A 22,177-nucleotide genomic window follows, 5' to 3' on the forward strand; every position below is an offset into this window, starting at 1 on the left:
TCGAAAAAATGAAGCAATATAGAAAAAAATATCATCATGATTATGGTAGACATAAGATGAATGATATTGATAATATGTAGGCGAACGCCATCCCAGGCTGGCTTATACATAATACTCACAGACTAGAGATAGAACTAAATCAATGAGAAAAAAGCTGGCACAGAATGAACAGCGAAGGTAATTAATGGGCGTTGAGTATATCAGAAAATAAAGCGTTTGCGTTCGCAAGAATAGACAAGTCCATGGGCAGTCTCCTAACAATGATGTTACTGGTCGGCTCAAAAAACCAAATGCATTTGTTCGTTTTTTATACGGGTGAAAATATAAATTCCGCATAACTTTTAAATGTAAATGGTGTGATTAAATCATCTAATCAAGAACTTTCTGTTTTTTAAATGGGCAGACGTCTGTCAATTTTTTCTCCGCTATAGAGCCAGAAATATCGGGAAATTGCGATAAGTTTTCATCAGGAACCGCATCTCCCCACTCTTTCATGGCTTCCAGAACAGTGTTCAGTTTTTTTCCCATGTCAGTAAGCTCGTATATCACTCTTGGTGGCGTTTCAGCAAAAGCAGTGCGCGTAACTAGGCAATGCTTTTCAAATTTTTTTAAGCGATTGGTTAGTGTATGGGCACTGATACCGGGGAGTGCGTCACGTAACTGGGTAAATCTCTTGGGCCCAGTAAGGAGCTCACGAACGATGAGTGTCGCCCAAGGGCCATCCAGCAATTCTAAAAAACGAGCAACACCACAGCATAGTTTTTTTTGATTTCCCACTTAAAAATCTCCATTAGTGCATTTGACGTAACTGATGCAATCATAGCACTATCATAAATCTCAAACACTACTGATAAGGTATAATTTATGAAATTTATCATTCATGGCGCAACAGGTTCTCAAGGTGCTCCATTATATAATATGTTGATTGCAGAAGGGAAAAATGCGGTTGCTGCTGTACGTAACCCTGCAGATATCGCAAACGGACAAGCGGTAGCAGTAGATATGTCCTCTGTAGATTCTCTTGTTAAAGCGTACACAGGTGCTGATGGTGTGTTCGTTCATTTACCATTAGGGTCAGAAGACCAGCGTCTTCATTATGCACACACTATCGCCGAAGCTGTTGGTAAAGCGCGACCAAAACGAGTGGTTATTTCCACAAGTGGCTGGAAACTGGAAAGCAGCAGCGATAATAGGGCTTTGCCTGCATTAGTAAGTGGGATTGAAAATACTGGCATTTCTTTAGCTATCGTTGCCCCCGTTCAATACCTTGAAAACCTATTGCTGCCGATTGTCACTGAAGCAGTAAAACAGGAACATAAACTACCTTATCCACTCAGGGATGACTTTCCTGTTTCATGGTGTTCCCATCTGGATATAGCAGATGTTGCAGCAGCCTTGCTGACTAATTTTTCATTAACAGGTGTTATTAGTGTAGGTATATTGCCAGCCGTCACTGGCACAGAATTAGCTTTGGCTTTTTCCAATCACTATGGTTATGAAGTTAAATATGAAAGCCAGACACCGGAAGAATTCGGTAAAAAGCTATCAGTATTATTTGGAGAAGCAGCTGCTGCTGAAGTCGCCGCTGCTTATGAGGCAAAAGCTAAAACAAAAAATGCTGCAATTGATCAAAAAACAAGTTCACAGGAACGACTAGGCTTACCAATTCGAACTGTTGAAAAATGGTTGAATGATATTGGAGCATAGACTATTAATGATAGTATCCTTATAAAAACCGAATGTATATTTATACTTATATGGCATATTCTTCAGAAAAAATATGTTATATAAAGAGGTATTGATTTAGTAGTGATATTTCTTATGATAGTATCACTACTTATTCATACAATTTCTATTAATAAAATACATCTTATGCATTAACACACCAGAAAATGTGCCTTTCAGGTAGCCAAACAACTCACTCTTGATCAAATTTCGGGGATAGCATCATGTCTGCTGCTGCCTGACGATCGCCACCGAACTGCCGCTGCCATTCATAGACAGTCGCGTTCTGCCTAGGCTTCGAACCTTGCAGGAATCTATTCTACATCAACTGGTGTTGAGCCTAACTGCTATAGCGTTTCGAGCAGCTTGGTCACCAACAGTGCTACATGACGGGAATCATCCAACGCTCTGTGGTACTGACCTTCCCAAGTGATTTCTAATGACTCCACGGCTTTCTTCAAATCCGGCGCCGGTGTATCGAAAACATTACTGTAGAACAAATCAACAGGCAGATGCTTGAGGTCATTGAGAGATGATTTAACACCGAGCCTTACGCAGTCACGTTTAATTTGGTCAGCATCGTAAGTGCCCCAAGAGCACCAAACCACACCCTCTATTAAAAACGGCTGCAGCAAAGTATCCACTATCTGGCTAACCTTCGAAAATGGTTGGGCACTATCTACATCATTCTGTTTGATCCCAGTGAGTGCCTTACAAAACGGTGTCAAATCAGGGTGAATAATTGGCTGGACAAACTGAGAGAAATTGGTCACTACCTGGTAATGCTGTCGTAAGTCCAGTGCAACAATCCCAATCTCAATAATTTCCATTTCCTCGGGAGTGACCAGTAATGAATGGCCTGCTCTATCAGCAACACTCATGCTTTTTGGGTAGTCGTCACAAGTTGCCTCAACGTCGAGACAGATCAGATAGCGCGATCCAGATAACTGATCTCGAAATATCTCAACTGCTTGTCGTTTCTTAAAGTTCATATCTAATCTCCGTTGGCTTGCCGCTGTCCTATCCAGAGTCCCCACACTACTTTGTCGTAGCCAAACAAAGCGTTGTTGAGCCGACTCCTTCCGTGATTTCCAGCGCAGGTTGAAATTTCATCGCTTGAATAGCGGAGATGAGCTGTTTACACTTAACAGTCAAACAGCATGCTCTTACAAGTAAAGTGCTCGATTTTTTATATTTTGGTGCCTATATACCGCCACCTTATTATGGATGCAGAACTTGGGTTGTGGGCATGCCGATCTGCTAACACCCATAATACATAAGGATTTGAAAATTGAGCATCGCTGAAAAATTCCAGACGTTTCTGGAAAATATAAAAATTGATAACGGCGAACAGATAAGCGGAAAATACGGTGACATTACGTCTTGCCTAAATAAACGATTCAGGAACACAGATTCCTCCATTGCCAATAATCTGCAGGTAGGATCCTATGGCCGTTGGTCAGCCATACGCGGTATTTCAGACTTGGACATGATCTATATCATGCCTGCAAGCAAATGGGATGATTACAACATAGACGGTGGTCAATCAAAGCTGCTCACCGCTGTCAAAGACACCTTGAAGGCTAGGTATCCCAGAACAGATATCTATGTGGATAGCCCTGTGGTAAGGGTGCTGTATACCAACTTCCATGTAGAGGTACAACCTGCATTTGAACAAGAGGATGGAAGCTTCAAATTTCCTGATACGCGTAAAGGTGGAACTTGGAAGATAACCAAGCCTCGAGCCGAAATTAAGGCCATGGCGGACGCGAATGCCGAAAAGAACAGGAATCTGCGTAGATTATGCAAAATGGCAAGAGCCTGGAAAAATAAACACGGCGTGGCGATGGGTGGTCTGCTGATCGACACCCTGGCACACAACTTTTTGAATTCCACTACCGAATACGATTCCAGAAGTTATTTTTATTACGATTGGCTGAGCCGAGACTTCTTCAAATACTTGGCAGATGAACCAAAAAAAGAACGTTATGCAGCCTTAGGTAGCGGGCAGCATGTCAAGGTTAAGGAATCTTTCCAGACCGCTGCCAGCAAGGCTCACCAACTTTGCCTCGAGGCTATTGATGCCTCGGGAACCGACGGCGAAAACGCAAAATGGCAGAAAGTCTATGGCAACCGATTCCCAGCATCAGAGAAACAGATTGCTAAAGCATCGGCACGTTCCTTCCGCGAGACTGAAGAGTTTGTGGAAGATCGCTTCCCGGTCGATATTCGCTATAAGCTTAAAATCGATTGTGAAGTCACTCAAGCAGGATTTCAGCCGGGCAAGTTGCGCTCTATGCTGCGGAGAAACTTCAAACTGAGTCCTAAAAAGTCCCTAAAATTTGAAGCAATCGATAACACAGTGCCGGGTAACAGCCAGATGTACTGGAAAGTTCTAAATCGTGGCGAGGAAGCCGAGCGCCGGGACTGTTTGCGCGGCCAAATCGTAAAGGATAGCGGCCACTCTACAATATCGGAGCACACTAATTTTGCTGGCGACCATATCGTGGAATGTTACGTCGTCCAAAATGGGGTCGTTGTGGCCAAAGACCGCATTCACGTTCCAATTGAGTAGGGCTGTATGAATAGAGAAGCATTTCTGAAATCTACTGCTGAAATCGGCTACAACGTTGGTATCGGTTGTAAAAAGCACTGGGCCACTCTGGATATCGTAGATAAAGTTCCGGGCTTTATCGGATTCATTTCAATGGCTGTTGGTATATTTGCATTAGTTATTGACGAGCTGAGTGCAAAAATTCCGTCTGCCATAATGCTGATATTCGGTATCTGTGCGATCTATATATCTTACTATGACCATAAGAAACCTGATTATGAAAAGGCTGCCCAGTATTTAACAAAAACTCTCGAAAAACTGCGTGACTTGTATAGAGAGGTACAGAGCTCTAATAGCCCACCGACCACTGCTCAACTAAAACGACTAGATGATCTTCGTAACGAATACTATCAGCACTGCTTGAGCAAGCAGATCCTGTTCAGTGACTGGTACGCGCATTATAAATTCTTCTGGCAGCATCAGATCAGTTGGATGGATGAACAGCTGAAGTTTAGATTTTTCCGCGACAAGCTACCACTCTCGCTTATGGTTTGGTGCGTTATCGGGTGTATTGGCACCGTTTACTACCTGCAGGGAAAAACTATTCTTCTTGTCGATAAAGAAAACAGCTTATGTGCTATGCAACAGCACCAACCACCTGCTCTACCGAAAGATGTAGCTGAAAAAAGAAAGTTACCAGTCCTGATGATACCGACAGGCCACAAGAGCGTTCACGACCTACAATTTAGTGCACATGATGACAACCTTTGCCATCTTTTTCCACCATATTAACGGAGTTTCAGTAGTGGTGAACTAGACGGTATTCGGCGTAATTTAGAATGCACTTAATATGCTAACACTATAGATCCAGTTGCTCCCAGCCCTTATGTTCCCCCAGTCAACGTCGCGGTGGTGCCATACCCCAGCTATATGGCCGCCGTCCAACAGGTATTCCCCATAGGTCCTGGCCACAGCGTTTAGCGATGATCCACCCTAACAAATCATAGTCGCTCAATCGGTATGTCTACCCCCTAAGCTGGTTACGTATTAAAAAGACAGATTTATTAAATAATTTTGACTATTCAAAAAAATCTGCCATTTTTCATTTAATAATCACGATATTTACGAAATAATAAATTCTATGCCATTTGAATTTTACAGAAAACTCAATTCTTCGACATTTTATTCAAGTAAAAATCAAGGTATTTTTTAGGTCGTTCCTGAAAAGCTCTTTTCTTTCCGTAGCTATACGCATCATGAAAATGTTTATAAGCCATATCATATTCTTCTAACTCATAGCAAACCATCCCAAGATCAATTAACGGAGCCGTATCTATATCTGACCCTCTGGTTTGCAATGCAATTCCTGCCCATTTTTTAGCCTCATGAAAATCCTCCATGTCGAAATATGCACTATATATACACGCAGAAATCCAACTGGCAATTTCCCAATCTAGCTTTGGTTCAGGGAGTAATCGCCAAGCTTCATTATATTCTTCTAATGCCTGCCCATAAGATTTTTTATCATGAAGGTGATTACCCTTTTCGACTACAGATACTATTAATTCCTCTAGCTCTTGACTTACATCAGAAAGAATCTTCATTACGCACCTATTTAATCATAGAAAGTATTGCGAGATTTCCGCAGGCCCAATAAAATCACTTGGATTTCTATATCTATCAGGCAGGCTTGCACCCTGAGAACGGTTATGTCCAAAATACTCTAACTCATAGTTTTTGGGGTCCCGCATAAAGGCTCTGACTTCTTTAGACTTCGCCCCATAGTACCCACCCTTTTGATTCCAATATTTAACAGCATCAGTTAAATGAGCCATATCAGCATCCTGAATACGATACCACTTACTATCAGTTGAACTTTTAAATTGCATCCTATCACCAGAACCACGAATGCGACCTTCTCCACGCATTCGCTCAATAACAGCTCGCCCTGTTTTAGTCTTTTTACCTGGAGTTCTTCCCATATAAGTAAGACGGCAAGATGCCAACCCAAACGGATCAACCCAACAGGTCGGATTCTGGACGTAACCGTAGTTATTCTCTCCCCCCGCTATCCCTATCGGGTCTGGCGAGATATAACCACCACCACTTGGATCATAATAGCGGAACCTGTTATAGCATAAGCTACTTTCAGCGTCACGGTACTGCCCCGCAAAGGCCAGTCCCGGATCAAGACTTTCAGTATTATCTGTATAACGCTGGCCCCATAAGTTGGTGTACGGAGTCTGCCAGCGAAGCTCGCCCTGCGGGTTAAAGACTGCCTGCGGTTCACCATTATGGCCGCTGGTGACAAAATCCGTTTCCCAGTTCCCCTCCACAGTTTGGCGCTGCTGCACCAACAACTCCCAGCCGTTATGCACCCAGTGACGGCGGCTGATAAGCTGGTTGTCGCGATAGTGCCGTACTTCGGCAATCTGGTCGCCGTCCCACAGGTAGTGAATATCTTCAGCTTTCTGGTCACAGCGTTTGCCAATACGCCGCCCGAACGCGTCGTAGTTGTAGAGCCAGCGTTCGCCGTTCGGTGTATCGACTCCCCGTAACTGATTACGGCTGTCCCAGCGGTAGTGCCATACCTGCGGCCGATAACCCGGCTGTACCACCTGTTTGCGTATCAGCCTTCCGGCCTTGTCGTACTGGTAGTGAGTGTTGTCCTGCTGAGTCAGTCGTCCGGCCTGCCATTCGGTCAGCCTTGTCGTGTCCTGTGGCAGCCCGTTACGGGTGTAGCGGTATTGTTCTTCGGTGTTAACAGTGCGACCCGCGCCACCGCTCAGTACAGACAGTACCCGCCCGCTGGCATCGAGTTGATAGCCTGCCGCCTCGCGGTTGCGCCGGGTGCCGGTCAGGTTGCCCGCGCCGTCGTACAGGTATTCCCGGGTCTGTACCGGTTGTAACCGACCGTCAGCCATCTGGCCGCTCATTTCCCGCGTCAGCCAGCCCATGGCGTCGTATTCACGCTGCTGCGTAAAGCCGCCCTTGCTGTGGCGGATAGATTCACGTCCAGCGGCATCATGCGCCAGCGTCAGCTCCGCCCCGTCCGGTAGCATGACCTGATGCAGTTCGCCTGTGGCGCGGTAATGGAAGGTGCTGGTGAGTGCCGCGCTGTCTTCTTCGCCTTTCCATGTCAGTGTCCGAGTCACGGTGTGTACAGTATCGTCAAACAGTCGGGTGATAAGTGTGCCGTTCAGCCACTCCCGCACTACTCGGTCACGGAGGTCATATTCCAACTGGATATGGTTGGTCGCAGACGTCACGTCGATAAGCCTGCCTGCCGCATCGTAGCGGTAGTGCAGCATATCGTCTGGTGCCGTTTCTTTTATCAGTAATCCGCGCCCGTCGCACAGGAAGTGGCGGATTTCTCCTTCGCCATTGCGAACGGCGATGCAGTGGCCGTCTTCGTCATAGCCGTAGTGGGTCTCCGTACCCGCCATGTCCCGTTCGCGGATAACCCGCGCATCGGCATCCAGCCACCACTGCCACTGGTTACCGTCCGGTGCCGTGACACACACCAGTTGCTGACTTTCCTTGTCATACTCGTACTGCCAAGTGCGACCTGCTGCATCGGTACGTGACGTCAGCAAATCAAACGCGCCGTAGGTTTGTCGCCACACCGCACCGTTGCCGTCGGTATAGTTCAGCAGGTTGTTGTGTTTGTCATACTGGCGCTGCTCTTGTTTGTCATCCGGACGCAGCAATTGCTCCGGCAGCTTCCAGCTTGCACGACGATAACCCAGCCGATAGGTTGATCCATCCGGTCGTGTCCAGGTGGTCAGCCTGTCCTGCTGGTCATAACGCAGTTGCTGGGTACGGGACTCCGCATCCGTGGCACTCAGCAGGCGCTGACGGTGGTCGTAAAACAGGCTGGCCTGTACCTGACCGTTATGGTCGCTGACTTCAGTCAGCAGGCCGTAGCGATTCCAGGCAAAACGCACTTCGCTGTTGTCCGGTCCGGTCAGACTCTGCGGGTTGCCCTTGCTGTCGTACTGCCATGCCCAGTGGCGCCCGAGTGGGTCAGTAATACCGATAAGCCGCTCATGGTCGTCGTAGGCGTACTGCCATTGGTGGCCGCTGCCGTCGGTGAAGGTGCTGACCAGTCCGGTATCATCCAGATAGGCAAATTCCACCACCCGACCCGCCGGGGAGATTTCCCGCAGCAGGTTGCCCACATCGTCATACTCATAGCGGATGATATGGCCGAGCGGGGATGTCTCCCACGCCATCAGGTGCAGGTCATTGAAGCCATATTCACTGCGTTGGCCTAGCCCGTCAGTCATCACCACACGATCGGCCAGGTACTCAAACTTCGCCGTCAGGTAGCCGTCGGCACAGGTGGTGTAGATGCACCTGCCTTGATGGTCATACTCATAACGCGCCCAGGTTTTGTCGTTGTCGTGCCAGCGAGTCAGACGATGATGGTTGTCATACTCGTAGAACAGGTGATAAGCATGGGAGGCATCTGCCTCGACCAGTCGGCCTTGCTCATCCTGACGGTATTCGGCCAGCACCGTTTTCTGACCACCGTCAATGCGCTGCACCTGGCGCAGAAATTCCCCCTGCCATACCAGCAGCAGCTCGATGCCGTCGCTGTGCTGTATCTTGCGCAGGTAGCCTTTGGGGTCGCGGAGAAAGTCGATTCGGTTCTGGTGGTTGTCGGTAATGACCGACAACAGCAACTGGTCACCCTGTTTGACGGTAAAGGCACGCCAGGTCTGGCTGTCGCGGTGCCACAGGTGAAAACCGTTATGCCGTCGCAGCAGCTTGAATTCGGGGTATTCGGCGCAGTACACCACGGTGGTACCGAGCCCGAAGGTGAAATCAATGTCATAGCCCTGTGCCAGCGTGATAGTGACATGGATGCAGCCCTCATCCTGACTGACGGTAGCGACCTCGCTCCAGCTATCCTGCCAGCCACGGCCTACTAATCCGGCATGTAAAGAAGCGGTACGATAAGTACGTTCGAACACCAGCGGGATAGTCTGCCCCAACTCGATATCGGTGCGGCTTTCAATCACCTCACCGCTGGCGACATACACCGGGTCTTTCTTGAAGGCTTTGGCCGCTTGTGTCACCCGCGCCCGGCCCTTATTCGCCTTAAATGCACGGGTGGCGCAACGTGTCTTTTGCCTGAGACGCTTACCTGCCCAAAGTGCACCAGCGCCCAGTCCTTTCATCACCGCTTTGGGGCCGCGAAAGAATAACTTCCCCAACCCGCGAAACAGGCCACGGGTCGGCGGCACCAGAAATTCCACCGCAATCAGCAGCGCTTTCTGCCAGCCGCTGAACTCGTCCTGTATCTCCAGTACGGTAGCCTGACCGGAACCAAAGAACACCGTCGATGCCCCCTCCTTGATGGTGGCACCACACACGGTTTTATCACCAATCCGTGCAGCCGGATGACCGTTCACAAAGACGGTTTCGCTGCCCTGCGCAATCAGTTGCGGACCGTTGTGTTTGGTGCAGAGAACGACATCGACTTCAGCACGGGAAACCGGACTCCCTTCCACCGACACATTCGGTGAACCACTGTCCACTTTCCCTGCAGGCGGTGAGGCGCTGTCCACCATGGCGGATACCCGACCACTGACCGCCGATATCAGGCTTCCCGCCCCCAGCACCGCCAGCCCACCAACCACGGCAATCGCCAGTCCACCGGTGACGCCCACCAGAGCAACGGCCACCGCCGCAACCGCAGCAGCAACCAGCGCCCCGGCAACGGCACCGAGCAGCGCCCCCAGAAAGCTGCTGTGCTTGATAGGCTTGCCCGGCGAGGTCGGCGGCGAGCCGCTACCGGGTGCCGGTAAATCGGGTGGCAGCGTGGGCCGATTGCCCGCGTGCATAGCGCCGACACGCGCAATACGGGCCAGAATTTCATCACGCATCGCCGCTCTCCATCCCCTCCGATGCGGTAGACTCAGCAGCGTTGAAGGTCTCGATCACCGCCAGTAATGCTTTTTTACGTTCATCACTCAGCACGTCAGCGGCAGTAAGGGTGAACGTCAGCAGCAGGTTGCCACGTACCTGCATCACCACCGCCTGATGCATCTGGCCTTCCGGTGACTGCCAGGTGTATTCCAGCGCCAGGGCTGGCGCGCCCGACAGTGTCAGTTCCCACGATTGCACTTCTTTATAACCATTGAGATGGGTAGAGAACTGCTCCAGCGTTTTCTGATACACCACATCGGGTGTCTGACCGGGTTCGGTCGGGGTGCGGTTAACCACCAGGTTAGTGGTTTCATCCGGCAAGACAAAAACGTGCAGGGATTCATCGCGCCACTGCGCAGGAATGGCCAGGGTGCCTTCGTTCATCTGGTACATGTTCACGTGTCCTTGTTGTTCTTGTTATTCAGTTCAGGTCGATTTGCTGGCCGTTGATGACAATGTGGGTACCCTTGATATTGATGACCCCGTCAGCGCCGATACCAATAAACCCCTTGTCAGTGGCTATCAGGATGTCCCCCTTCTGCGACTGGATAGCGATGTTGTTTTTCACCTGAAGGCTGTCGTTGTCATCCACAACCGTGTTGCGGTTTTTGGTCACGGCGATACTCTGCTGCCCCTGGATTTCAGTAGACTGGTCTTTCACTACCGATACCGCCTGATTGCCACCGACGCTTTCGGTGTGGTCAGCGGTCACAGTCGTACTACGGTTATTCAACACCACGGTGTTCATGTCTTTCTGGGCATGGATAAACACCTCTTCCTGCCCAGCCTGGTCTTCAAAACGCAGCTCATTGAAACCCGCGCCCTTGTGCGTTGACGTACGCAGCGAGGTACGTGTCTTGTTCGCTGGCAGTGGATACGGTGATGGATTGGTGGCATGGAAAGTTCTGCCTGTCACGATAGGCTGGTCCGGGTCACCTTCGAGGAAGCTGACAATGACCTCATGGCCGATGCGTGGGATGGCAATCAGACCATATTGGCCGCCCGCCCATCCCTGGCTAACGCGTACCCAGCAGGAGCTCTGGTCGTCACTGGAGCCGTAGCGGTCCCACGGGAATTGCAATTTGATGCGGCCATATTCGTCACAGTAGATTTCCTCACCAGCGGGCCCCACCACGGTGGCAATCTGCGGACCATCCACCATCGGTTTGTACGGCAGGTCGGCACGCCAGGTGCTTTTGGCACTCATCACCTCGAAGCTGTTACTGTAGGTGGTCGGTTCACCGCCGCTTTCTTCTTCCAGCGCCTGCGGCTGTTGCCCGCTGTGGGTGATGGCAACCAGTTGCCAGCCACTATTCAGCGTCGGGTTAGGATGTTCGGTTAAGGTGAAACTGCTGCCCGGCATCAGCATGGCGGCATTGGATTCACCCGAGCCGGTCATCGCATTCGCGCGTAACGCATCCAGCCGATAGCCGGTAAAGGACTTGCCGCTCGGATCTTGCTTGAAGCGACCGGGGTAGTCGAAGTGCTGATAGCTTTCGCGCTGGTGTGACAGTTCGCCACTCATCTTGCTGTGCAGCAGGCCGTAGGCCGGGGTTTTGAAGCTGTAATCCTTGAGGGCGACCTCGGCGGTACTCACGGCTTCGGCGTAGCGGAAGCGGCGGACATATTCGCCTTCGCTCAGTCCCTGATTGGCGAGGTTGAAGAACAGTTCGGGGCCTTTGCTGAGCGCCCCGGCATCATCCGCAAAGACGACGCGATGCTTGCCTTCTTCAAACTCATGGAAGAAGTACAGCCCTTCTTCCGCTGCCAGATGGGTGACAAACGCCAAATCACTCTCACGATACTGTACACAGTATTCGCGCGGGGCGTGGTCGTGACGCAGTGCAAAGGCATAATCGGTAATGCCAGACTCTTCCAGCAACGTACCGATAATGGCCTCCGGCTTTTGCGCCTGAAAGATGCGGGCATTGGTACGCAGCCCCAGCCGCCACAGTGCCGGGCGAACCTCTGCCTGATAGCGTGTGCGGCGAAAGCCGGTATCGCCCTGTGCGAATGCGCTGATAATCCCGCTGACGCGCCGTTTCAGTTCGCCTTCGTACCACACCAGCAGCTCACACGGCTGGTCGAGCACGGCGCCAAAATCGACATCCGACAAGGCACTCGCCAGATTCAGCGACAGGGCAAACGGCTGGTTAAGGGCCTCGCTGAGCTGAAAATCCACCACGGCAAAGGTCGAGGCGGGCAATGCTCCGACCTTTACCGTGAACTGTAATCCTGTACTGTTTGCCACGTTTATTCCCTCGCTTCCCGTGATGAACACTCTGTTGTCTGCACTCAGGTCTGTGAGAATCAGACCTCAGGACAGTGCACGCAGAAAACCCGGGACAAGCCCGGGTAAAGAAACAGAAAAATTACGCTTCGACCGGTGTACGCCAGTCGTCAGAGCCGGAGGTACCGGCAACCGTGTGTTCCCAGTCAACCTTGCGGTAGGCCAGCGACACTTCGATTAACTGGGTGTAGTCCAGTTTTGACGGGTCCTGGCAGTGCGGCATTTTGCAGTCGATGTCGACGATGGTGGCATCGGTCAGCACGGTAGAGAAGAAGTGCTCTTGTTTCCCTTCCACCGAGGTGCGATACCATTTCAGGGTCACGGTCGGCAGCATTTCGCCAGACGCCAGGGCGTTGTACATCAGCGGAACGGCTTTGTTCAGCGCAACGGTGAATTTGAACGGCTTGTGTACGCGCTGGCCAGATGGCTGACCAGACTGCGGGTCGGTCGGTACGGTGACGATGTGTTTGAATTCCTGTACCAGCATTTCATCTTCGTGGCCTTCCACATAGATGTTGCCGACAGAATCAGAAGTGAAAGCACCCGCAGTAATGTTGCCCTGCGTTTTACCTTCGATGCTGATATAGCATGGAGTTGGCATAGTCTTGCTCCTTGTTGTTGAACGTGATGAGTAACTTCACGCTCTGCATAGCAATTCGCATGCCAATTTTTATCTCATTGTTTTTACTAAATAATCACTTAATCCAAATTTTACCTAAGTCAAATTTGAGCAAGAAATTGCGCAGACCTCGCGAAAAAACGGCATCCATTGCGCAAAAAGTGATTTACACCAGAAAGTGAGCAAGAAGTTGCGCAGAATGCGCAGTTATGCTGAAAGTTTGAATTAGGAATATGAGATGACCATCTCTTTGAAGAAAATGATCGATTAATTTCTGTCTATCGCCTTTATCAGGGCATTTATTGTCTGCATCCTCATTGAAACTTGCAGATACAGAACCAGCCAATTCATCCACTATTTGATTTGAGAATGCTGCAAATTTCACTTATCTTAGTTATGCCTTTGGCAAAATCCATTGGCGGGGATTTGCAGCCCCAAACCATGTTTCCCATCAGCGTTCACGCGCTGGTGTGCTTGAGTACGTCTGTTATGGCGGTTCAGGCAGGGGAGGATTCGTCCTCGCCGGAACTTGGAAACATGGCCGGTACTGCAAACCCTGTCTGAATCGCCACCAGCAGTAAGACTCAGGGTTAATTCTATGACGATGAATAAGCAGGACTGGCACAACGCCGATATCATTGCAGGCCTTCGTAAAAAACACACCACACTGGCTGCTCTATCCCGACAAGCAGGACTCAGTTCTTCTACCCTCGCTAACGCACTAACGCGATCCTGGCCAAAAGGTGAACAACTGATAGCAAATGCACTCGGTGTGGAACCTGCTGAGATCTGGCCCAGCCGGTATTTCGATGACGATGGCAATAAACTGGAAAGAAAAACCAGAAATCGTTAATTCATGATGCTATTGATAAAAATTTGCTGACGAACCAAAAATTATCCGCTTCGCTAGGGAAGCGGATAAAAAGCATAAATCTGCACACCATCAAGTAATATGCACTGGAAGTATCTGGCCCTATATCATAGCCCCAGCCAAAACAATTGTTTCTACTACTATGATACTTGAGAACATCGTTCTGCATAGAGCAACCTCTGAGTTGCTCTACCATCAACTTCCTGATGTACATATTCTCAACTAACTGAGTGATTCCCTTTCGCTTCAGCAATCACGGCCTTCTGTATTAGCGGAAAGCTATGAATATGAACATGCTATCTGACCGGAACCGTTCTGATAGAAGCGCTTACTGCAACCTTGCTATAGCTTTAAAATAAGTCCATAATGAAGTCCACTAGTTATACTAGTGATAAAATAAATTTTGTTAAATCAAAGAGTCAGATACTGGATGTTAGTCCACTCGGTCGTACCAATTCATGTTCTAGAAATATTACTCTACGCCCGTAGGATAATGAATGTGAATTGAAATTTCCCCTACTCGATTCAATTAATTATCGCTATATCTTGCTAAGAACAAGTCATGTGCAACCCTGTTATTTATGACTTTAGATGACATATTTTCTATATATTCCGCATTATCATCATCGGTAACAGATACAAACATGACGGCTATAGCATGTCCCTGTTGGACTATCTCTTCATTAGCTCTTTTTAGTGCATTCGTTAGAGAATAAATCAGGCTGTTCTTAAAATCAGAAAAATGCTCTCTTTCTGGTGATAATCTTAATTTTTTACTTATCTCATCAAATAAATCAGTACCATATCCTTCATAAGCCCATTCGGAAATGGCCCATTTGTAATAAGTCTGATTTTCTTTGCTTTTATCACTATCCGCGTCAAGTATAGCTTTTAATTTTTCTTTGGAGTTTGCACTCAAAGACACCGTCATAGCGCTACTATCTGTATATAAAGAAAAAGCATAAAATTTTTCATCAGGATTTTCAGATAAAACTCTGGTTATCAATTTAACTGCGAGTTGATAACAATCCCCTTCAAATCGATACCAATCCATATAGACCTCACAAGGTTAACTTCCAAAACTCCCAAGTTTAATTTTTAGAGCGTCGATTTCATTTTTTCTATTATCCGCAATTACTTTTCCGCCTAAAGTTAATATCACTTCTGGATTTTATTATAGATAGGCCCGTTTCCATCCCTCGTCATCAAGCCATTCTTTTTTATCAATACGCCACTCATTATTTTTAAAATGAAGCGTGTAGCGGTATCTATTTTCAAACCCAGTATGCTTTTGTACAATAATAGATGTTTTGTTTTTTATAGTATTTTCCTCTATGATTTCATCACTTTCAGGCTCGTAATCGGGTGGGAAACTAACCCTCATCGATACTTGACGACCATATTTTCTTTCTTTAACTGTACACCTATTGGTGAAGATTTTATTTAATTCGGTCAGGTATGGCTCTTTGTCCACATGGTGATCGGCCATAAAAGCATCACGATAACGATTTTCCCAGCTATTCATGTCCTTCATAAAGGCAATCAATGTTTCTTTTGCATTCATAATTAAGTTCCAAATACAGAGTAAAGACCTGACTTCCCATTTTGGAATACGTTGTAAATAATATCAGTCAATCTTGCACCACCATTTCCATATAAAAATTGCCAGTCAATATCAACAACACTATCCTTGTTAATATATTTAATTATCTCACTTCAAAATACGAAATATTCCCCGTAATTAACTGTTGATAATTTTGAAAAAAACCAGCTTAGCTACCACTAACGGAATGATAATCAGGTTTTTCTTTTTCTATATTTATGTATAACTCTTTATCCTCTACCATCCACCAATATTCGCTATATAATAAAGGGTTTTTATATTCATAAATGGCAACAACACCAAGCAATCCGCATGGGGTTTCAGCCATAAAATCCCAGCCATTCCTCTCAGCACAAAACATATCCAAACTTTCGTCATACCATACAGAAAATCCTTTTTTATCAAGAACATTTAACGCCGTATTATATACATTACTATATTCTGACAAAGCAGGCATATATACTCCATTATTGTATGGCTAGTAAGGTTAACCAATTATTTTAATTGCATCAAACGATATAATACTCTTGTTGTTCCATCTGGTGTGTTCATCAGATTGAGGGCTAATCACCCCATCCTTCAGGCAGTAAAATCAGTAGCGATACACCGCGGCCCTACTGGCCGCGAGTTTCCAGATACAGCACCGTCGCAGCAACGCGAGAACGCACGTTGAGTTTGCGCAGCATATTGCGAATATGCACTTTTACCGTCTCTTCTGAGATATACAGCACGCTCGCGATTTGCTTGTTAGATAGCCCTGACGCCACTTCCTGAAGCACATCCAGTTCACGCTCCGTCAATACGGTAAAGGGCGACGGCGTTTCCTTTATGGCGATACGGTGGCGCAATACGTCGCGCACCTGTTCGCTGAAGGCATCACTGCTACGGATGGCATCCAATAAGTGTTCCGGCGCGCTATCTTTAAGCAAATAGCCATCGGCCCCTGCATCCATCAGCGCATAAATATCGCTCGGCGCATCGGAAACGGTCAGCACAATCACACGGGCGCAGATCCCATCACGTCGCAGCGCGTGCAGCGTATCCAGCCCGCTTAATCCTTTCATGTTGAGATCGAGCAAGATGATATCGGGAGAATCTCGATTCGCGAGGCTTAGTGCCTCCATGCCATTGCTGGCTTCCCCAATCACGTCAAAAATGGCGTCAGTTGCCAGTAGCTGACGGATTCCCCGGCGCATAAGCGGATGATCGTCGACGATCAGCACGCGATAAGATGGTTTTTCTGACATGCCCAGCCCCAATGTAATATGGATCTATTATTTTTTATTTATGATTTATCCCTGTCATTTTTCAAGCAACATGTGTGCCACTCGAATTATTCAGGGTAGAGATTGTTCGTGTTGTCGCGTTCACGCGCTGTCGTCGGCGTCGAAAAATGAACGCTAACTTGCGTCCCCCCTTCAGGATGAAGGCCAATAGATAGCCGCCCTCCTAACCGTTCGGCGCGTTCCTGCATAATATTTAAACCGTAATGTCCTGCGGGTTCCTCTTGATTGGCAATGCCACAGCCGTCATCACGAATATCAACACAATGGCTCCCGTCAGGCTGCATACGACAGTTGACGGTAATCGTTGTCGCCTGCGCGTGTTTAATCGCGTTCAGCACCGCTTCACGAATGATTTGTAGCAGGTGAACCTGCTGTGATGCATCCAACGCCTGCGTAGGGATCCGGCAATCAATCGCGATTGTCGCCTGGGTCTGCGCCCGTAGCGGCGCGATCATTTCCTGCATCGCCGCAGGCAAATCGGCCTGTTGTAGCGTCAACCGGAACGTTCCCAGCAACTCTCTCAGTTGGCGGTAAGCATCGCTCAACGCCTGTTCAAAATCGGTGATAATCTGCCGGGCCTGCGCATTTTCTTCCGCTACTGCGCGCTTTAGCAATGTCATCTGGATATTCAGATAAGAAAGCACCTGAGCCAGTGAGTCATGCAGTTCACGCGCGATAGTAGCGCGTTCTTCCATCAGTAACAGTTGCTGGTAGTGCTTCTGTGCCTGATTAAAATAGAGACCGCGGCCCAGCATATTGGCAACGCTCTCCATTACCTGCGCCGACGGCGGTTGCGTTGATGCCTGCCACCGCAGTTGCCCAAACTCCACCTCTTGCAAGCGGATGGGCAGCGCCTGCCACGCAACCTGTGCGTCCGGCAGGCCTTCGCATAACAGCCAATTCTCCCCTACCCGCATTTCCAGGCAGTCGACCGTTTCATAGCGGCAAACAATTTGCAGAATCTGCTGAAAGCAATGCCTGTCGATCGTACTGACATTCATCGCCTGAGAGCAGTTGTACAGCACCTTCAGCATGCGGTTCACTTCCTGCAAACGCAGCGTTTTCTGCCGTACCTTGTCTTCCAGAGAACGATAGAGCTTTTGCAATTCGTCAGTCATGCTGCTGAAGGTTCGCGCCAGCAATCCCAATTCGTTAGGCAGATTGACATCCAAGCGCGAATGGGTAAAACGCCCCTTTTCAATAGATGCACAGGCTGCCATCAGCTTATTCAACGGCACGACCACCTGACGACGAATACGGCGCAGCGTAAAGAAGATCAGTATATAGATAGTGATCGAACCAATTATTGATGTCACAACCACTATCATCATCTTGCGTTCGGAATAATGTTGCAATGCCAGCACAAAGAGATCGATCTGTGTGACATAGTGAACAATATTGTCCTGATACCACACCCGATCCCCCGCGTTCAGGCGCTCGTCCATCGTTTTCCAGTTCTGCAACAGCGCGGTATAGCGATCGCGTACATCACGCGGTACATACCAGCGATCTAACAGGTGAAACACCGGAGAATCCAGCGTTTGCGCATAGAGGTGGCGATGCGCGTCTAACGCTGCGCGATCGCCCTGCAGATCATACCCCATGCGATAGCTTTGCATGCGCATGGAACCCGCAACGTTGACCGCTTCCGCATCGCGTAAGCCACTGGCTAACGTCAGCAGCGCAATACCTGTCGTCAGGAATGAAAGCAACGCGATATAAAAAAAAGCGCGGGCCAGGCTGGTAGAAACAGGGCGTTTGACCATCTCGACGACTACTCCCCTTTGACGTCATACAGGTAAGGTGGTTTTCGGTGTCACTATCACGATCCCCACACGCTCAGGCAAGCCGATAAGGCGCGAATCCTACATAAGCTTGATCCGGCACCCCCATTTACCTCTAAAGGGTGATTATCGCATACAGCCTAGGGAGCATAGTGTAACCCCTATAAAAACAACGTGTTTTTTATTGGATATTTTACCGAGTGCCAGAGCGACAAACTGCCATGACTAACCTCTCCCGACGTTCTTTACTGACTGGCGGCCTACAGCGGGCAGACAACGCGCTGCGTCCGCCGTGGAGTGGCGTTGAAAGCCATTTCCTGAGCCAATGCACGCGCTGTAACGCCTGTGTTGAGGCCTGCGGAACGCGGATCATTCAGCGAGGTTCGGGGGCTTTCCCACCATCGATTTTCAGCACGGCGAATGCACATTCTGCTACGACTGTGCTCGCGCGTGTCCACAAGCGCTGTTCGCGGAGAGCCACACCACACCGTGGGAATACCACCTGACGATTCAAGATACCTGTTTATCGCTGCATCAGGTGGAATGCCGCAGTTGTCAGGATGCCTGTGAAACCGGCGCGATAGGGTTTCGTCCCACCATCGGACGTGTTGCTGCGCCGTCGATCGATGATGATGCCTGTACCACCTGTGGTGCATGTATCTCCGGGTGCCCCGTTGGTGCAATGTCGATGAAAAAAATAACAGCGGGATATCACACCGCGCCAGCGCGTCTCACGACGCAACAGGAAAACCGATGAGCACAGTCTGGCATGTTTGCAGTGTCGTAGTTCACGTCAACACGGAGCGTATGGCGGCAGTGAGCGACGCATTGGAAAAATTACCCAATGTGGACGTTGCCGCCAGCAATAGCGATACCGGAAAAATAGTCGTGGTACTGGAGTCAGATTCAGAAGACACGCTATTAAAACACATAGCGTCAATACGCGAACTTGCAGGCGTATTGGCCGTTTCGCTGGTTTATCACCAGCTTGATGAACAATCTCAGGGTGAGGAAATACCATGAAACTCAGTCGACGACACTTTATGAAAGCTAATGCTGTTGCAGCCGCCGCTGCGGTCGCAGGCATCACTATACCTATTGCGGTACGCGCTGCGACCGAGCAATCGGATGCTATCCACTGGGATAAAGCACCCTGCCGCTTCTGTGGTGTAGGGTGCGGTGTGCTGGTCGGAACGCAAAATGGCCGCATCGTCGCCAGCCAGGGCGATCCCGACGCACCGGTTAACCGTGGATTAAACTGCATCAAAGGTTATTTCCTGCCAAAAATCATGTACGGGCAGGATCGTCTGACTCAGCCTTTGCTGCGTATGCGTGATGGTAAATTTGATAAAGAAGGCGAATTTACCCCCATTTCCTGGGACAAAGCCTTTGACATCATGGCGGAGAAATTCAAAACCGCACTGAAAGAGAAAGGTCCAAACGCGATAGGCATGTTTGGCTCTGGGCAATCGACGATTTGGGAAGGGTATGCCTCCGCCAAACTGTTCAAAGCCGGTTTCCGCTCCAACAATATTGACCCCAACGCACGCCACTGCATGGCATCGGCGGTGGTGGGCTTCATGCGTACCTTCGGTATGGATGAACCCATGGGCTGCTACGATGATATCGAGCAGACCGATGCATTTGTGCTATGGGGTTCCAACATGGCGGAAATGCACCCGATTCTCTGGTCGCGTATTACCGACCGCCGCCTGTCGAACAGCAATGTCACCGTCGCCGTGCTGTCTACCTATCAGCACCGCAGCTTTGAGCTGGCGGATAACGGTATGGTGTTTACGCCGCAAACTGATCTGGCCATTCTCAACTACATCGCCAACTACATTATTCAAAATAACGCGGTGAACGAGGCCTTCTTCACCCGCCACGTGAACCTGCGTAGAGGCGTAACCGATATCGGTTACGGATTGCGCCCAACGCACCCGTTGGAAAAAGCGGCGAAAAACCCCGGTTCCGATGCATCCGAACCGATGAGTTTTGAAGAGTACAAAGCCTTTGTCGCCGACTATACGCTGGAAAAAACGGTGGCGATCAGCGGCGTTCCTGCTGACCAGTTGGAAGCGCTGGCAAAACTCTACGCCGATCCGAAGAAGAAAGTGATCTCCTACTGGACGATGGGCTTTAACCAGCACACGCGCGGCGTCTGGGCGAACAATCTGGTTTATAACATCCACCTGTTGACCGGCAAGATCTCTCAGCCCGGCTGTGGACCGTTCTCCTTAACGGGTCAACCTTCCGCCTGCGGCACCGCGCGTGAAGTTGGCACCTTTGCCCACCGCCTGCCAGCCGACATGGTGGTGACCAACGAGAAACACCGCGCAATTGCAGAAAAATTGTGGCAATTACCGACAGGAACCATCCCTGAGAAAATTGGTCTGCACGCCGTCGCACAAGACCGGGCGCTGAAAGACGGCACGCTAAATGCCTATTGGGTGATGTGTAACAACAACATGCAGGCCGGCCCGAACATTAATCAGGAACGTATGCCAGGCTGGCGCGATCCGCGTAACTTCATCGTCGTTTCCGATCCTTATCCAACCATCAGCGCACTGTCCGCTGACCTGATTTTGCCTACCGCGATGTGGGTGGAAAAAGAAGGTGCCTATGGCAACGCCGAACGCCGGACGCAGTTCTGGCGTCAGCAGGTTAAAGCACCGGGCGAGTCAAAATCGGATCTGTGGCAGGTCGTGAGCTTTGCCAAACGTTTCGCCATGGAAGACGTGTGGCCGGAAGAACTTCTGGCACAGAAACCCGCCTATCGCGGCAAGACGCTCTACGACGTGCTGTTTGCTAACGATGTCACTACGCGTTATCCGCTCACTGAATTAGCGGAAAATCAGTTGAATGACGAATCTCGCGAATTTGGTTTTTACTTGCAGAAAGGTCTGTTTGAAGAATATGCCGCGTTTGGCCGTGGACACGGTCACGATTTAGCACCGTTCGATGCTTATCACAAGGCTCGCGGGCTACGCTGGCCGGTGGTTGACGGTAAGGAAACCCAGTGGCGCTACAGCGAAGGGCACGATCCTTACGTCAAAGCGGGAGAGGCCTATCGTTTCTATGGCAAACCGGATGGCAAAGCGGTGATTTTCGCGCTGCCATACGAGCCTGCCGCAGAGGCGCCGGACGACGAGTACGATCTCTGGTTCTCTACTGGTCGCGTGCTGGAGCACTGGCACACCGGCAGCATGACGCGTCGTGTCCCAGAGTTGCATCGCGCCTTCCCTGAGGCCGTGCTGTTTATCCACCCGCAGGATGCCAAAGCCCGCGATCTACGCCGCGGTGAAAAGGTACGCATTATCTCGCGCCGTGGCGAAGTCGTCTCCGTTGTTGAAACGCGTGGTCGCAACAAGCCGCCTCGCGGGCTGGTGTATATGCCGTTCTTCGACGCCGCGCAGATGACCAATGTCCTGACGCTGGATGCGACCGATCCCCTGTCGAAAGAAACGGACTTTAAAAAATGTGCCGTCAAGCTGGCTAAGGTGTAGCG

The 22,177-nt window shown here is 49.5% G+C and carries 19 protein-coding genes and 1 pseudogene; 7 read left to right on the forward strand and 13 right to left on the reverse strand.

Features of this window, described 5'->3' with window-relative positions; translation table 11 throughout:
* Positions 1–369: 369 nt before the first annotated feature.
* Positions 370–777, reverse strand: a complete 408-nt coding sequence (locus tag A7983_RS21235) for a winged helix-turn-helix transcriptional regulator (RefSeq protein WP_005967061.1) — start codon at positions 775–777, stop codon at positions 370–372.
* An 87-nt stretch (positions 778–864) separates the two neighbouring features.
* Here A7983_RS21235 and A7983_RS21240 point away from each other — a divergent pair, with 87 nt between their 5' ends.
* Entirely contained in the window at positions 865–1,707 is an 843-nt protein-coding gene (locus A7983_RS21240; protein ID WP_005967062.1) for an SDR family oxidoreductase, read from the forward strand.
* Positions 1,708–2,072: 365 nt separating this feature from the next.
* Here the strand turns inward: A7983_RS21240 and A7983_RS21245 are convergent, their stop codons facing one another.
* Positions 2,073–2,717, reverse strand: a complete 645-nt coding sequence (locus A7983_RS21245; RefSeq protein ID WP_005967063.1) for a 3'-5' exonuclease — start codon at positions 2,715–2,717, stop codon at positions 2,073–2,075.
* A 299-nt stretch (positions 2,718–3,016) separates the two neighbouring features.
* On the opposite strand from A7983_RS21245, the gene A7983_RS21250 reads away from it, so the two are divergent.
* Together A7983_RS21250 and A7983_RS21255 are read left to right on the forward strand one after the other, a co-directional pair.
* Entirely contained in the window at positions 3,017–4,300 is a 1,284-nt protein-coding gene (locus A7983_RS21250) for a nucleotide-binding domain-containing protein (RefSeq protein WP_005967064.1), read from the forward strand.
* Between the two features lie 6 nt (positions 4,301–4,306).
* Positions 4,307–5,071 (forward strand): SLATT domain-containing protein, encoded by a 765-nt coding sequence (locus A7983_RS21255; RefSeq protein WP_005967065.1) that lies wholly within the window; start codon positions 4,307–4,309, stop codon positions 5,069–5,071.
* A 374-nt stretch (positions 5,072–5,445) separates the two neighbouring features.
* Here A7983_RS21255 and A7983_RS21260 read toward each other — a convergent pair whose 3' ends face one another.
* The 6 genes from A7983_RS21260 to A7983_RS24075 form a co-directional block, all read right to left on the reverse strand.
* Positions 5,446–5,883: a hypothetical protein gene (locus A7983_RS21260; RefSeq protein ID WP_005967067.1), complete on the reverse strand. Its 438-nt coding sequence runs from the start codon at positions 5,881–5,883 to the stop codon at positions 5,446–5,448.
* A 15-nt stretch (positions 5,884–5,898) separates the two neighbouring features.
* Positions 5,899–10,173 (reverse strand): RHS repeat-associated core domain-containing protein, encoded by a 4,275-nt coding sequence (locus tag A7983_RS21265; protein ID WP_005967069.1) that lies wholly within the window; start codon positions 10,171–10,173, stop codon positions 5,899–5,901.
* Entirely contained in the window at positions 10,166–10,609 is a 444-nt protein-coding gene (locus A7983_RS21270) for a DUF1795 domain-containing protein (protein WP_005967071.1), read from the reverse strand. Before A7983_RS21270 ends, A7983_RS21265 begins: the two co-directional genes overlap by 8 nt.
* Positions 10,610–10,637: 28 nt before the next feature.
* The gene (locus A7983_RS21275; protein WP_005967073.1) at positions 10,638–12,467 is read right to left on the reverse strand and encodes a type VI secretion system Vgr family protein; all 1,830 of its coding nucleotides are present in this window, start codon (positions 12,465–12,467) and stop codon (positions 10,638–10,640) included.
* A gap of 121 nt (positions 12,468–12,588) precedes the next feature.
* Positions 12,589–13,107 carry an Hcp family type VI secretion system effector gene (locus tag A7983_RS21280; RefSeq protein WP_005967076.1) on the reverse strand — a complete coding sequence of 173 codons (519 nt, stop codon included), beginning with the start codon at positions 13,105–13,107 and terminating at the stop codon, positions 12,589–12,591.
* A 184-nt stretch (positions 13,108–13,291) separates the two neighbouring features.
* Positions 13,292–13,510: a hypothetical protein gene (locus tag A7983_RS24075; protein ID WP_043885390.1), complete on the reverse strand. Its 219-nt coding sequence runs from the start codon at positions 13,508–13,510 to the stop codon at positions 13,292–13,294.
* Between the two features lie 219 nt (positions 13,511–13,729).
* Between A7983_RS24075 and A7983_RS21285 the strand changes: the two genes are divergently transcribed.
* Entirely contained in the window at positions 13,730–13,978 is a 249-nt protein-coding gene (locus A7983_RS21285; protein WP_039478551.1) for a helix-turn-helix domain-containing protein, read from the forward strand.
* 547 nt (positions 13,979–14,525) lie between these two features.
* Here the strand turns inward: A7983_RS21285 and A7983_RS21295 are convergent.
* The 5 genes from A7983_RS21295 to narQ all read right to left on the reverse strand — a co-directional run bounded on the left by A7983_RS21295 (position 14,526) and on the right by narQ (position 18,651).
* Complete coding sequence (locus A7983_RS21295) at positions 14,526–15,050, reverse strand: DUF4303 domain-containing protein (RefSeq protein ID WP_005970974.1); 525 nt, start codon at positions 15,048–15,050, stop codon at positions 14,526–14,528.
* 120 nt (positions 15,051–15,170) lie between these two features.
* Positions 15,171–15,560, reverse strand: coding sequence for an NTF2 fold immunity protein (locus A7983_RS21300; protein ID WP_005970971.1), 390 nt, complete (start codon positions 15,558–15,560; stop codon positions 15,171–15,173).
* A 208-nt stretch (positions 15,561–15,768) separates the two neighbouring features.
* Positions 15,769–16,056 (reverse strand): hypothetical protein, encoded by a 288-nt coding sequence (locus A7983_RS21305; protein WP_005970970.1) that lies wholly within the window; start codon positions 16,054–16,056, stop codon positions 15,769–15,771.
* A 157-nt stretch (positions 16,057–16,213) separates the two neighbouring features.
* A complete protein-coding gene (gene narP, locus A7983_RS21310; RefSeq protein ID WP_005970969.1) occupies positions 16,214–16,846 on the reverse strand; it encodes a nitrate/nitrite response regulator protein NarP in 633 nt (210 codons plus the stop codon).
* 86 nt (positions 16,847–16,932) lie between these two features.
* On the reverse strand, positions 16,933–18,651 hold the full coding sequence (gene narQ, locus A7983_RS21315; RefSeq protein WP_005970968.1) for a nitrate/nitrite two-component system sensor histidine kinase NarQ: 1,719 nt from the start codon (positions 18,649–18,651) through the stop codon (positions 16,933–16,935).
* 239 nt (positions 18,652–18,890) lie between these two features.
* On the opposite strand from narQ, the pseudogene napF reads away from it, so the two are divergent.
* The 3 genes and pseudogenes from napF (at position 18,891) to napA (ending at position 22,175) form a co-directional block, all read left to right on the forward strand.
* Positions 18,891–19,426: pseudogene (napF, locus tag A7983_RS23725) on the forward strand (ferredoxin-type protein NapF).
* Positions 19,423–19,692, forward strand: a complete 270-nt coding sequence (napD, locus tag A7983_RS21320) for a chaperone NapD (protein WP_005970962.1) — start codon at positions 19,423–19,425, stop codon at positions 19,690–19,692. Before napF ends, napD begins: the two are co-directional and overlap by 4 nt.
* Positions 19,689–22,175, forward strand: a complete 2,487-nt coding sequence (gene napA / locus A7983_RS21325; RefSeq protein WP_005970960.1) for a nitrate reductase catalytic subunit NapA — start codon at positions 19,689–19,691, stop codon at positions 22,173–22,175. Before napD ends, napA begins: the two co-directional genes overlap by 4 nt.
* Positions 22,176–22,177 lie beyond the last annotated feature (2 nt).

Source organism: Pectobacterium wasabiae CFBP 3304, from assembly GCF_001742185.1.
GTDB classification, from domain to species: domain Bacteria; phylum Pseudomonadota; class Gammaproteobacteria; order Enterobacterales; family Enterobacteriaceae; genus Pectobacterium; species Pectobacterium wasabiae.